This window comes from Paenibacillus sp. GL_099_B, from assembly GCF_057835695.1.
In genome coordinates, this window is sequence record NZ_CM174430.1 from 3,439,712 (window position 1) to 3,453,730 (window position 14,019).

Below are 14,019 nucleotides of genomic sequence, written 5' to 3' on the forward strand. Positions count from 1 at the left end.
AAGCTCCTCCGGAGGATTTTCTTCTTCTATAATAAATGAAAAAGAGCCTAAGGGGGAATTCATATGTTGACCATCGGTTACATTGGCGATGGCAAAAGTACAAATCGTTATCATCTTCCTTTTTCATTGAATCGGGATCATTTGAAAGTAAAAACGATATACGCCCGCCATCCGGAGAAAACGGAGTGGGAGAAGGCTCCTGGCGTTCTGTATACAGATGATCTTGCAGCTTTAATGAAAGACGATGACATTCAGTTGGTAGTGGTCTGTACACATACCGAATCCCATTATGAGTATGCAAAGATGGCGCTCGACCACGGAAAACATGTACTTGTTGAAAAACCTTTTATGCTGACCAAGGAAGAAGCCGAATCCATTTTCCAGTACGCCAAAGAAAAAAATCTCTTGATTCAATGTTATCAGAACCGACGATATGATTCGGATTTTCTGACGACTAAGAAAGTGATTGAGTCAGGAAAGCTTGGCGATTTGCTGGAAGTGGAGATGCATTACGATTATTATCGACCGGAGATCCCCAATGCTACCACCCATTTTTCCAAATACAAAAGTTATTTATACGGGCACGGTGTTCACACCATTGATCAGGTATTATCCTATTTCGGGCAACCGCACAAGATACATTACGATGTTCGTCAATTGCTGGGTCCTGGCAGAATGAATGATTATTTCGATCTGGACTTTTATTACGCTTCGCTGAAAGTATCAGTCAAATCTAGCTTTTTCCGCTTAAAGCCCCGCCCGAGTTTTGTAGTATACGGCAAAAAGGGAGTATTCGTAAAACAAACTGAGGATCGTCAAGAGGAACATCTGAAGTTATTTTACCTTCCCAAAGGACATCCCGATTTTGGTAAGGATTTGCCTCAGCACTATGGCGTACTGACGTATCTGGATGACGCAGGAATATACCATGAAGAAAAAGTGATCTCTGAACAAGGCGATTATGCAAGAGTGTATGACGATATCTATGAAGCCATCAACCATGGCAAAGAAAAAGTGATTCAAGACAAAGAAACGATCGCGGTTATGGAAATATTAGAAAAAGGTATGGAGGAGTGTAACTAATATGAATCTGGGAATTGTCGGAGCCGGAATGATTGTAAGGGATCTATTAAGCTTTATTCATGAAATTCCTGCGATTACGTTGGAGGCCATATGTTCCAGACCTGCTCATCTGGATAAATTGCTGACTCTGCAAGAGCAGTATGGAATTGCTCGAATACATTCAGAATATAGCGAAATGATTACGAATGATGAAGTGGATACGATCTATATTGGACTTCCGAATCATCTTCATTATGCATATGCCAAAGAAGCGTTATTGGGCGGCAAACATGTTATCTGTGAGAAGCCGTTCACTTCCAACCTGCAAGAATTTCTGGAACTTAAAGAGATTGCACGGCAAAAACAGCTAGTGTTGGTCGAAGCCATCACAAACCAATATTTGAAGAACTATTTGTCCATGAAGGAGAATCTGCGCAAACTGGGTGACATCAAAATTGTGGAGTGTAACTATTCCCAATATTCATCCCGCTATGAGGCTTTTCAGGCTGGAGAAGTGCTGCCGGCATTTAATCCGGAAATGTCTGGTGGAGCCTTGATGGATATTAATTTGTATAATATTCATCTGGTCGTAGGGCTTTTCGGAAGCCCGAAGAAGGTGGAATACTGGGCCAACATGGAACGCGGGATTGACACTTCAGGTATGTTGCTTTTGGACTACGGTGAGTTCAAGTGTGTTTGCATAGGCTCCAAAGACAGCACAGCCCCCAATGCAATGAACATCCAGGGGGATAAAGGATATATCCATATGACGAGCTCGGCGAACAAATGTGAATCCTTTGATCTTGCGCTTCATAAGGAAGCGCCGATTCGGGTTGATGATAAGGATCATCCTCATCGCATGTATGACGAGTTTGTTGAATTCGAGCGTATGATTCGTGAACAAGATCTTGAGAAAGTCACAGTTATGCTTGAGCATAGCGAGAAGGTGATGGATGTTATTGAACAAGCCAAACAGTCCGCAAATCTTGTATTTGGACCTGATCGATAATATATTCTGAAATTCCAGTATGATTGTATCTTTTTGTGCATTTCCCAAGATGACTGTGTTAAAATGCGGTGAAAGATATAAAAATTCATTTGTCAGTGAACCAATAACAGTCTTCTTGGGGAGTATTTAATGATAACGATTAAAGATGTAGCAAAGTTAGCGGGTGTCGCGAGTTCAACCGTATCCTATGTACTCAACGGCAAAAAACATGTAAGTGAGCAGACAAGACAGAAAGTACTTGCGGCAGCAAGTGAGCTTAATTACATCAAGCATGGAGCCGCATCCGAATTAAAGCGAAAAAACACACAAACGATCGGTGTTATTGTTCATGATATGTCCGTTCCCTATTTTTCCGACTTGGTGAGTGGGATTGAATCCAGCGCGATTAGTCAGGGATACGACCTGATCGTATGCAGCTCTTTAGGCGGAGAGCGATCGACAGCCGCACGCTTTATCAGGGAGAGAAGGCTGGACGGCGTGATTGTAATCGCTGAAAATATTGAAGATGAGTTGTTGTTACAGGCTGCCGAAACGGGATTTCCTATTGTTGTGATGGACCGGGAACTCCATAGTGAGCATATTGTAAATGTTCTGATGGATGATGAGCAGGGTGGTTATATGGCAACCCGTTTCCTTCTGGATAAAGGTCACCGCGCAATAGCCTACATTAGTGGACCTTTAAGTTCGGATTGTAATCTGATGCGATATCAGGGTTATCTGAGAGCTATGCATGAAGCTGGGGTGGAAGAAAATGAGAATTGGAGACTTGGCGGCCAATTTCTGAAAACAGGTGGCTACAATGCAGCCAAGTTGCTAATGGAGGGAGAGCTTCCAACGGCAGTCTTTTTTGCGAATGATGAAATGGCCATTGGTGGCTTAGAGGCTTTTAAAGAACACCAGGTTTCCATACCCGAAGATCTATCCATTATTGGATTTGATAACATACATGTGACCGAATACTTAAATCCACCTCTTACGACTTTTCGACAACCCAAAACAGATGCAGGCTCCTTTGCTGGACATGTACTCATTCAAATGTTAAAAGGAGAAGCTGTTGAGTCTACTTATAGGATCAATATACAGTGTGTCGAGCGTGACTCTGTTTCGCAGATGATCCTTTCTGAAGGATGAGTGCACATACATTTTCAATGACCACCCTTACAGCCCTAATCACGGGCTGTTTTTCTTTTTAATACGAAATTATACTCGTAGACCTTCTGAGACTGTAAAAAAGGTATATAGTCTCATTCAAATGGACATCATTCCAAAAGCATTGATTTCCGTTTCCTGTTATTCTATTATTAAAAGCTAAAAAGGCGGGACTATCCATGTCCATGAGAAACGGAAAGATAATCAAAGCACCACAAGAGCTGGAACGTGCACCAGACAAGCAAGGAAGCTTAAAACAGAATGGGTTATCCGTTATTCAATTCTGTTTGCATACACAGGGGACAACAGGTTCATTTTTTCTGAAAGATCACATGTTGTTGTTCGTTATATCAGGTGTGTATACGGTCCGATTCAAGGATCAGGAGTACACTGTGCGCAGTGATGAAATGGTGTTTCTTCACAAATCGATTCGTATTGATTACATAAAGTCGGGTGAACCCGGCTCTGAATTTATGCTGGATTATATGATGTTTTTCCTGAATGAAAGTATGCTCGAAGAGTTTGTTCAGTTTTCTGGCTTCAAACAGACAAATAGCGTGAATGAAATCACTCCGGTGTCCATTATTCCGGTCAATGAACTCACTCGCTCTTATATAGCGTCATTGAAACCCTATTTCGAAAATCCAGACAAGGTACAAGATGGACTGATCCGGCTTAAATTCATGGAACTTCTGTTTCATCTGGCGCAAGCCAATGAACAATTCTTACATCAACTACTGCAACCGAATCATAATCAAAACAGTAACTTCGGCAAAATAATGGAGGAGAATATCACGAATCCCATCTCCATAAGCGATTTGGCTTATTTGTCCGGCAGAAGCCTGTCTACCTTCAAGAGGGATTTTCAGACGCTATACCACACTTCACCCTTGAAGTGGATTCGTAATCAGAGGCTGGACAAAGCCAAGAAACTGTTGGCCGAGACGTCTCTGTCCGTCACCGACGTCTGTTTCTCAACAGGTTTCGAAAACGTTGCCCATTTTTCCAAAGTGTTTAAGCTACAGTTCGGGCTTCCGCCCTCGGAGTTTAGACAGCAATGCAAACGAAGCGAGGAAAAGATTAAATAGGGCCAGTATATTCTGTCCATACTCTAATAACAAGTGACTATGTGCAACTTTTGTGTAAAGCGCTTCGCGATAAAATATCGTGAAACGCTTTTTCCTTATTCGAGACAAATGAGCTAAATAAACAAATCCAATGAGCTTAGCAGCAAAGAAATGCATCTATTTTCTTGTTATTCTTGACACATGCGTTACAACGTTGTCTCAACCTAAATGTCTGAGGAGGATTAACCAATGGAATATGTGAAATTAGGAAATACAGGCATGGATGTATCTCGACTTTGCCTTGGTTGCATGGGATTTGGTGAACCAGGACGTGGTTTTCATCAATGGGTGTTGGATGAAGAGAATAGTCGTCCCGTCATTCAGAAAGCGTTGGAGCTAGGCATTAATTTCTTTGATACAGCAAATGTATATGCTGGCGGAACAAGTGAGGAGATTCTGGGTCGGGCTCTCAAGGACTATGCTAATCGAGATGAAATTGTCCTTGCGACAAAAGTGTTTTCCCGCATGCATGATGGTCCGAATGGCGCTGGACTTTCTCGAAAGGCAATTATGAGTGAGATCGACAAGAGCCTCAAGAGGCTGGGAACGGACTATGTGGATCTGTATCAAATTCACCGCTGGGACAACCATACCCCTATTGAAGAGACCATGGAAGCATTACATGATGTGGTGAAGGCAGGGAAGGCAAGATATATTGGTGCTTCTGCCATGTCAGCATGGCAATTTCAAAAGGCTTTATATGTCGCTGAGAGAAATGGATGGACCCGCTTTGTATCGATGCAGAACCACTATAACCTGATCTACCGTGAAGAGGAAAGAGAAATGATGCCTCTTTGTCAGGAAGAGAAAATCGGTGTAATTCCTTACAGTCCACTTGCTTCTGGCCGGTTGACCAGAGATTGGCAGGAAACAACACAACGTTCCGAAACGGATCAGGTTCAAAAGGCAAAATACGATGCGACAGCCAGCACCGATCGATTGGTAGTAGAGCGAGTTGCAGAAATCGCAGGAAAACGCGGCGTTCCCCGGGTACAAATCGCTCTTGCCTGGTTGCTGCACAAGAATCCGGTTACAGCGCCGATTATTGGCGCTACGAAGACATCCCATCTCGAAAATGCAGCTGAAGCTATATCGATTGCGTTAACATCAGAAGAAATGGCTTGTTTGGAAGAGCCGTATGTGCCTCATCCGGTATATGGACTTAATGTTGGATTTAGCTCATAAGGTCCCATACGTTCTCAGGTGTTGTTTCTAACACATGCCAGATTCATCTTTGATAAACTCCTTTTTTGTGGTATATATATCAACACATGATATTTTAAGGGCCTCGGGAAATATTGAATTTAGCAAAGAGGAAGTAGCACACAGGATTTCTAAATGGATATGAGAAGGTGTCTTTTTGACTCTAAATATAGTTAACAGCGAGGTACACAGCCTTTTTGATCAATTTACTGGTCTGATACAAGCACAATCCCGCCTTCAGACATGGGAGCAGCATATTACAATTCCGCAAGAGATGGGCCAAGGAAGCATACACAGAACACGTATCCGTCCGGGTATGGAAATTGTTATAACCGATGTGACCTATGTCCAGGATATGAAACTTCGTATTCAGGAGGCTTGTCCGTTATTTGAGATAAGTTATTGTCTTAATGGCGATATCTATTGTGAGTGGGAAGGGAAGGAAAGCTATACCCATCATTGGACAGGCAACGTGTTATTTTTCGAGGATGAATTGGTATATGAAGAGAAAAAAGCGGACGTCCGGCATCATATGCTTGAAATTCGCTTATCCCCGCAGGAACTGTTGTATTATGCTTCAGATGTAACCGAGGAACAGAAAATGCAATCCTGGCTGCAGCGATATAAAGGGAACATTGATAACTATCCCAATACACCGGAGATTCATCGATGTGTTTCGAATATGTTGAATTGCACGTATAATGGAGCCTTGAAAAGGTTGTACATGGAGAGCAAATCCATGGAATTGATTGCTTTGTTTGGTGAAGTAGAAGGGCATCAGGCGCTGAATGAAAAAAGCTTCCTGAGCCGAGATGATCTGGCGAATCTTGATTATGCCAGGGAATTGGTTATTCGCCATTTTGAACAACCCTTATCCATTCAGGAGCTGTCCAGAAAGGTCGGGCTCAATGAATTCAAGCTTAAAAAGGGGTTTCGCGAACGCTTTGGCATGACTGTATTTGAGCTGGTACGCAAGCAAAGAATGGAAATGGCGCTTTATTATATGGAAGTACAGCGAATGAATGTCGGAGAAGCGGCGGTATCCGTTGGCTACAGTAATGTCAGTAATTTTGCGACAGCCTTTCGTAAGATTTATGGATATAACCCCAGTGAGCACCTCAAAATGTTACCTTAGCGAGATATAAAAACCGATTAGGGCAATTCAGAAGGAATTTCAGACATGACGATCATGTCGAAATTCCTTTTTTTATTTTTGCCCGCGCTCCTTTTATAGGGATAGAAAATCCCTATGCAGGTAGACCCTCTTTCCATCAATAACTGATAATTATTATCAATTGGAGAGGGATGGGAGAGGATCATGATCATGCATAAATCAACTGCAACAGTTACAAGAGAAGTATACACTGCACCTCAGGTGGACCCGCGCCGCTGGATGGCTTTAGTCCTGATTTTATTGCCAACGCTGCTGATTTCGCTGAACAATTACATGATTCAGGTGGCTCTTCCAATGATGCAGTCCAGCATAAAAGCAAGCTTTGGCGAGGCCCAGCTTATTTTTTCTGGATATTCGTTAGGGCTTGCAGTTGCATTGATTCTTGGTGGGAAAATGGGCGATTTATATGGTCGAAAACGGATGTTATGGATTGGCTTATTGGGCTTCACCCTGATGGGGCTGCTCGGAAGCGTAGGTTCTAATCCAACGCTGCTCATTGTCATTCGCATCATCCAGGGTTTATCGGCAGCGATGATCCAACCCCAGGTTTTGTCGATTATACAGAGCAGCTTTCCGGCGAGCGAAAAAGGGTTTGTTTTTTCCATCTATGGTGCCGTTATCGGTGTAGGTTTTACACTTGGGATCATATTAGGTGGCATATTAGTGGACTGGAACCTGTTCAATCTTGGCTGGAGGATCGTTTTTCTATTTAATGTGCCTATAGGATTGCTTGTACTAGCAGGGCTCCACATCATTCCCGAATCACGGGGACATTACAAGCAGAGTATTGACTGGCTCGGCACTGCTATGATCATGCTTGGCTTGCTTATGCTCATTTATCCGTTGACGATTGGGCAAAAACTAGGATGGCCGATATGGACTTGGGGCTGTGTGTTTGGTTCACTCTTGCTACAAGTTCTATTCGTTCTTCGGCAGAAACGGAGGGAAGAGGAAGGACGCACGCCGTTAATGGAGCTTTCCATATTCAAAATTGACTCGTTTCGGATCGGTATTATCACAGAAATCGTTGTATATCTGAGCATGTTCTCTTTTTTCTTCATCTTAAATTATTATGTTCAGTCGGGATTACAATTCGATGTTCAATCAACCAGTCTTGTTTTTTTGCCACTAGGCCTTGGATTTTTCGCCACTTCATTATTATCTTCGCGGATGGTGAAAAGGTGGGGAGAAACGGTATTGAAAGCAGGGACACTTACCATGGGTGGAAGTATATTTTTGCTGATGTGGTCTTTGCATGCCGACGCCGTTCATTTGTTCCAGTTCCACAATATATTGATTCTCTTGGTGTACGGGCTTGGTCTGGGCATGGCCACAACGCCGCTCGCCAATACAATCTTGAATCGCGTGCCAACGGCCTCGGCAGGAACCGGATCGGGGCTGTTCACAACCTTTATGTATTTGGCGAACACATTGGGTGTGGCAATGATCAGCATTTTGTTTTCTGCCGCACTGCGCTCGCCCCTTGCCGATGCCGGCCTTGGGGATTATGTAAGAGCTTTTTCCATTTCAAGCGCCGCGAGCGGCGTACTTGCCTTTGCTGCTTGTGGCTGCATTTACCTGTTAAAAGAAAAGTGATGTAATTGCATCAGACTAATTCTTTCATTGATTTTTGATCTCATTACTCGAATTCCGAAAACTCTTAGGCGTTTGGTTTTGCTGTTTTTTGAAAGACTGAATGAAGTTATTTACATGGTTAAAACCAACCCTATGAGCTATTTCGGTTACTGTATAATCGGTTGAAATTAATAACTCCATGCTTTTCTTGATCCGGTACTTAATTAAATAATCATACGGTGTCATATGAATGGTCTTCTTAAAACTCCGGGTGCACTCTGAGATGCTTAGATGTGCTGTATCAGCAATTTCTTGCAGTGTGATATTGATTGAATACTGTTGATGGATAAAGCTGAGCATGAGTTGAAGCCGCTCTTGCTGCAGCTTTACATATTTGGGTGCCTCCTCGGAGGAGAGGGTAATATTATGAATCAATATTAACCACAATTGTACGGTTTTGATGGAAACCTCATACTCCCATCCCCACTTTTTTGTCGTATCAAAACTCTTTTTCATATCCCATAACATATCTAGCACGATCTGTTGCCATTCAACATCACCCTTGATTACCAGCGACACCAGGGATGAGTCCGTATATGGTAATACATAATTCTTCTCCATGGCACTATCTGCATAGAAGGCTAACAGCTTTTCAGGGAAATTAAAACTCACATATTGACCGTTGTGGGTCAGATGCGTCGTAACATGCAGGACTCCCTTATTAATTAGGATGGCCTGGCCAGCCAGTAACTCATGATCGATACCGTTTACCTGTATAACTAACCTTCCTTGAGTAACCAATGTAATCTGTAGCTCTTCATGCCAATGCAAGTCATTAAATCCCCTACCTTCAGGAATAATTTTCTCGGAATTAGCCGTGTACATAATGTATGGAAATGAAGCATCAGGGAAAAGAATCGTCTCGTGAAGCTGCTTTGACATGGAATGGCATCCTTTCAAATGATGATATTTATATATAATATAGCGATATTATTACACAATTAAAATATTAACGATGATATTATTATATCCAATCTTTGTTTTATCACTATAATCCTGTGCACAGAATTTGGATAGAACATGTTGAAGGAGTAAGTATGAAAATGAATAAATCGTTGTATCCGCCTCATCCGTATATGTTGCTTTTTATCAGCATTTTGTCCATCTCGATCTCTTCCATATTGATAAAGTCCTCAGAGACACCAACCTCTGTAGCTGGGATGTACAGATTGTTCATAACTGTAATACTAATGCTTCCTTTTGTTCCTTGGAAAAGTCTTCGAAACCTTAAGATGAGCAAAAAAGATTGGAGTGTTGTATTGTTAGCGGGGCTATTTCTCGGGTTACATTTCTTATTCTGGATGGAGTCATTGGTGCATACCTCCGTTGCAAGTTCCATGGTCATTTTATCGTTGCAGCCCTTATTTGTAATGGTCGGGTCATACTTCATCTTCAAGGAACGAGCAAACATGGTTACGATTCTATGTCTGGTCACTGCTCTTGCAGGATCAGTCATTATCGCATGGGGCGATATCGGGGTATCAAGAGAGGCGCTGATTGGAGATGGATTATCTTTACTAGGTACAATTTCGGTTTCAGCATACATGCTTGCTGGACAAAAAGTCAGTCATAAAATCGATGCAAATGTGTACAGCGTTATTGTTTTCTTCCTTGCGGGAAGTGTCTTGCTTATCTACAGTCTATTCAATCATATCTCCCTGACCGGATATAACTCTTCAGATTGGATGTATTTCTTGTTGCTTGCCATAATCCCAACCATTTTTGGGCAATTTCTTATTAATCTATTGTTGAAATCTTTAGGCGCAACGACGGTTTCTGTAGGTATTATTGGAGAGCCTGTTCTTGCCATCATACTCGCCTTTGTATTTCTGGGAGAAACCATCTCTCTGTTTCAGTTTATAGGTGGGATGATGACTGTAATCGGCATGGGGGTGTATTTTTGGGCAAAATCCTGGCGATACACCGTTTCTGAAGTTCGAACTTGACGTGAATTTATAACAACTATTCTAACCATAAGACAAGTAGAAGAGGAGAATATATATATGGCTAACATTGATGATTTTTTGAAACTGGATATCCGTATCGGAACCGTTACAAAAGCTGAGTTTTTTGCAGAAGCGAAAGTACCTGCGATCAAACTTGAGATTGATTTTGGAGAAGAGATTGGAATAAAAAAGTCTAGTGCACAAATTACCAAAAGATATGCAGCCGAGGAACTGACCGGGAAACAAGTCATAGGGATAGTCAACTTTCCGCCGCGCCGGATAGCCGGGTTTAAATCAGAAGTATTGGTTCTGGGAGGAATACCCGAAAAAGGGGATGTCGTTCTGTTAAAACCAGATATCGAGCTGCCTGACGGAACTTCGATTGGATAATAGCTCGTTTTGTCATATTGGCGTAACAGACAACGGGTAAGATGGCTATCGAGGTGATTGTCATGAAGAAAATATCAACCAAATCGAGTTGGCCAATCGGAAGAAATGTTTTACTCTCGGCGGCCATTTTGGTTGCACTAGCTGGATGCAGTTCTAACTCTGCTTCTCCAAAGCCATTGGAGATTTCAGGGGTGAACAGCAGTCAGGAGGAGAAGGAGGCTGTTCCTTCGGAGAAAATGAGCTACTGGAATGAACAGCGAAAAGGGACCAATTTTATGAACTCCACATCTCTTCCTGACAACTATGAAGCAGCCAAGGAACAGGGCATAGAGTTTGTACGGCTTGCGCCCGATAAGTGGAGTAAGGATCGAGATTTTTTGTTTAACGACAAGCCAGATGCCAATATCAACGCAGATTTTTTGATAGGCAGCTCGGATAAGTACGAAGGTATCGTGGAAGAGGATTTTGCCCGACTCAAAGCGGATTTGGACGCCGCGGAAGCTAAAGGAATGAAAGTGATTATTACGGTGCTTAGCTTACCGGGAGATCGCTGGCGGCAGTTCAACGGGGCCAAGAATGATGATCGGATCTGGAATGATACTGAATATCACAAGCAGGCCGCTCAGTTTTGGAAGGATCTTGCACAACGATTGAAGAATCATCCTGCCGTCATCGGCTATAACCTGATTAATGAACCTCATCCGGAAACGGGTACGGGTTTTCATGACTTCTGGACGCAGGATTATTCGGAGTGGTATGCCAAAGTGGAACATACCGCAGCTGATCTGAATTCACTCTATGATACGATAACCAAAGAGATCAGGACGGTAGACCAGACAACTCCCATTATTCTGGATTCGGGGCTCTACGCAACACCTTGGGCTTTTACGTATTTGAAGCCGATTGATGATCCTAACGTGCTGTATGCTTTTCATATGTATGAGCCTTATGAGATGACAAGCCAGAACAAGAAAAAAGGATTTACGTATTCTTATCCGGGGAGCGTAAAGGTTGGAGATGATGAGACGGAAAAAGAGTTTAACCGTCAGACTCTGAAACAATTTGTCGAGCCTGTCGCCAAGTGGGCATCCAATCATAACATACCTGCAAACCAGATTATAGCTTCCGAATTCGGGACGAATCGAATGGTTCAAGGTGCAGATCGCTACATGTCGGATCTGATATCTATCTTTAATGAATACGGATGGCATTGGGCTTTCTATGCATTTCGTGAAGATACCTGGGATGGGATGGACTATGAATTAGGTAGCGAGAAGCCTAACTGGAAGTATTGGGATGCCATTGAAAAAGGAGAGCAGCCATTACGCGGTACGGTAGACAATCCGATTTGGAATGAGATCAAGGAAAGCCTGAGGAAGTGAAATGGAGAAGGATCACCATTGCATTATTGCTTGTTCTACTAAACCTAGATTGCAGAACAGCCTCCGAAAAATTATTCGGGGGCTGTTCTTAATTTGAAGTTCATTCTGATGATGAATTCTGGAATAACTAGCAGCAAAGCAATAGAGCCATAAATACTTATAGTGTAGCTTGTAACATAAGCCAACCCGAATCCCAGATGAAAAAGGGAAGTGATGAGGTGAATCAACATGTTCGTGAAGCAAAAGGCATAACTTCGAATCATCCAGTTCCGGTGTTGAACCATTCGTTTCTGTTTAATTTGAATGAGAGCGGTAATCGTAATGAATAGCCAGATGATATTAAGCGCATTGAAACCGATACTGCTTATTTTCCCTCCAGTAGCGTAAGGGGCCATATAACCGGAAGTCAGTACAACAAGCGCTACGGACACAATGTAAACATAACCGTTTATACGGTGGAACCTGCGGCTCTTTTCAAAAATTCGATTAGAGAAGTTGAGCAATCCAGACGCCATGGCCAAACATGCAAACGCAACATGAACGTACATGACATTCAGCCAGATCGGAAGATGAAGCTCACGCTTCGAACCGGTCTTATGGCTTAAAAAGCTTGAAGCTTCTGGGTCTATCCAATAGTTCTTCACTAGAGCATACACAATAAATAAAATACTGACGCAGGCCAGCCATCCGTATAACATTCCTTGTTTCTTCATATCGAACTACAACCCCCGAAACTCTTTTTTGTGCACATAGCTAACCAGGCTAGTTTATTCGTTTTCCTGTTAATTTGGAAGCAGGAAGAAGGCCAGCCTTAGCTATTCCCTTCATTTGATCTCCATCCACGGCAACTTCGAATTTCAGATTCAAACGCATAGGTTTGGTAATTGACAGGCTCCAGGTTAACTTGTTGTCGCAGAGTACAGGGTTCAAAAATGGGATTGTTTCGTTACCTTGTGTTGCTGTGCCCTGGATCACATCGGAAATTGTCTTTATGTAGAGTTTGACCTCCAGTTTACCGACAGGTGTAGCGATTGTTGTGTCCCAATTCCCATCAAAGACGGTTGTCTGAGTTTTCTCATTAAGCAATATGCCAGAGGTCACTACCGTTTGATTCATTACAATGTTCGGTTCGTTGTCCGTCAACGACTTGTGAGGGCTGGGTGCAATGCCTTTTGCTCTCCAAACGGTTCCTCTTCGCTCATACTCAAACAACTGCTCTATCTCGTGTGCGATACGTGGCCCCAGTTCACGTTCGACCAGATACAACGCAACATCAAGCCCCGAGGTCACACCGCCGCCAGTAACCAGATTACCATCATCCACTACGCGTGCCGGGACAGGAATTGCCCCAGTCGCACCAAGTAAATCCATACCCAAACGATGTGTTACAGCAGATCTTCCTTCCAAGAGTCCTCCCATAGCTAACAAGAGGGAACCGCCGCAGACTGTAGCGACTAAGATGTCTTTGTGGTCGAGAGCTGTCTTGATCATTGTAGTCAATTCCGTATTCATGGCTTTACCAAGAATGGCAGGAATCGAGTCTGGACCATCTCCTTCAACATTACCGGCTGCACCAGGCACAAGTATGATACCCCCACGTTCCGGGTCAAGAGTGTTGTTCGCTTCAATTGTCAAACCATTCATACCACTAGTCACTGGTCTTGGACCTTCAGCCGTGACCATCTCTACTCTTACGGCGTTGTCGGTATGCATGGAAGCGGCGCAAAATACTTCGTAAGGTGCAACGGCATCCAATAGGTCGAAGCCATCAAATAACACGATTTGAACAGTTAACATTTCATCCATCCCCTTATCTTTATTTCGTCAAAAGATTCTTCAGCTTGTGATATTCTTCTCGTCAATTTAGCCTTTAGCCATTCGACTGGACGAATTAGAATATAAGTCGTCCGTACTCACAGTTAGAATCGTAACAAACGAATAT

General features: G+C 42.9%; 13 protein-coding genes. 10 read left to right on the forward strand and 3 right to left on the reverse strand.

Annotation, left to right across the window (positions count from 1 at the left end):
- Positions 1-63 precede the first annotated feature (63 nt).
- From AC3ITG_RS15730 to AC3ITG_RS15760, 7 genes are all read left to right on the forward strand, one after another.
- Complete coding sequence (locus AC3ITG_RS15730) at positions 64-1,083, forward strand: Gfo/Idh/MocA family oxidoreductase (RefSeq protein ID WP_489254323.1); 1,020 nt, start codon at positions 64-66, stop codon at positions 1,081-1,083.
- A gap of 1 nt (position 1,084) precedes the next feature.
- Positions 1,085-2,071: a Gfo/Idh/MocA family protein gene (locus tag AC3ITG_RS15735; protein WP_489254324.1), complete on the forward strand. Its 987-nt coding sequence runs from the start codon at positions 1,085-1,087 to the stop codon at positions 2,069-2,071.
- A gap of 129 nt (positions 2,072-2,200) precedes the next feature.
- Positions 2,201-3,202: a LacI family DNA-binding transcriptional regulator gene (locus AC3ITG_RS15740; protein WP_413378828.1), complete on the forward strand. Its 1,002-nt coding sequence runs from the start codon at positions 2,201-2,203 to the stop codon at positions 3,200-3,202.
- A 197-nt stretch (positions 3,203-3,399) separates the two neighbouring features.
- Positions 3,400-4,308, forward strand: coding sequence for a helix-turn-helix domain-containing protein (locus AC3ITG_RS15745; RefSeq protein WP_489254325.1), 909 nt, complete (start codon positions 3,400-3,402; stop codon positions 4,306-4,308).
- Positions 4,309-4,536: 228 nt separating this feature from the next.
- Positions 4,537-5,532 carry an aldo/keto reductase gene (locus AC3ITG_RS15750; protein ID WP_489254326.1) on the forward strand — a complete coding sequence of 332 codons (996 nt, stop codon included), beginning with the start codon at positions 4,537-4,539 and terminating at the stop codon, positions 5,530-5,532.
- 175 nt (positions 5,533-5,707) lie between these two features.
- Entirely contained in the window at positions 5,708-6,685 is a 978-nt protein-coding gene (locus tag AC3ITG_RS15755) for a helix-turn-helix transcriptional regulator (RefSeq protein WP_489254327.1), read from the forward strand.
- Positions 6,686-6,874: 189 nt separating this feature from the next.
- Positions 6,875-8,320, forward strand: a complete 1,446-nt coding sequence (locus tag AC3ITG_RS15760; RefSeq protein ID WP_489254328.1) for an MFS transporter — start codon at positions 6,875-6,877, stop codon at positions 8,318-8,320.
- 24 nt (positions 8,321-8,344) lie between these two features.
- Here the strand turns inward: AC3ITG_RS15760 and AC3ITG_RS15765 are convergent, their stop codons facing one another.
- Positions 8,345-9,241 (reverse strand): AraC family transcriptional regulator, encoded by an 897-nt coding sequence (locus AC3ITG_RS15765; RefSeq protein ID WP_489254329.1) that lies wholly within the window; start codon positions 9,239-9,241, stop codon positions 8,345-8,347.
- A 155-nt stretch (positions 9,242-9,396) separates the two neighbouring features.
- Here AC3ITG_RS15765 and AC3ITG_RS15770 point away from each other — a divergent pair, with 155 nt between their 5' ends.
- The 3 genes from AC3ITG_RS15770 to AC3ITG_RS15780 all read left to right on the forward strand — a co-directional run bounded on the left by AC3ITG_RS15770 (position 9,397) and on the right by AC3ITG_RS15780 (position 12,077).
- On the forward strand, positions 9,397-10,305 hold the full coding sequence (locus AC3ITG_RS15770) for a DMT family transporter (protein ID WP_489254330.1): 909 nt from the start codon (positions 9,397-9,399) through the stop codon (positions 10,303-10,305).
- A 57-nt stretch (positions 10,306-10,362) separates the two neighbouring features.
- Positions 10,363-10,695 carry a chaperone CsaA gene (csaA, locus tag AC3ITG_RS15775; protein WP_489254331.1) on the forward strand — a complete coding sequence of 111 codons (333 nt, stop codon included), beginning with the start codon at positions 10,363-10,365 and terminating at the stop codon, positions 10,693-10,695.
- A 236-nt stretch (positions 10,696-10,931) separates the two neighbouring features.
- Positions 10,932-12,077, forward strand: coding sequence for a glycoside hydrolase family 5 protein (locus AC3ITG_RS15780; protein WP_489254472.1), 1,146 nt, complete (start codon positions 10,932-10,934; stop codon positions 12,075-12,077).
- A 71-nt stretch (positions 12,078-12,148) separates the two neighbouring features.
- On the opposite strand, the gene AC3ITG_RS15785 is transcribed toward AC3ITG_RS15780, so the two are convergent.
- Both AC3ITG_RS15785 and AC3ITG_RS15790 read right to left on the reverse strand, forming a co-directional pair.
- Entirely contained in the window at positions 12,149-12,790 is a 642-nt protein-coding gene (locus tag AC3ITG_RS15785; protein ID WP_489254332.1) for a DUF2306 domain-containing protein, read from the reverse strand.
- A gap of 49 nt (positions 12,791-12,839) precedes the next feature.
- Entirely contained in the window at positions 12,840-13,874 is a 1,035-nt protein-coding gene (locus AC3ITG_RS15790; protein WP_489254333.1) for a DJ-1/PfpI family protein, read from the reverse strand.
- Positions 13,875-14,019: the final 145 nt, after the last annotated feature.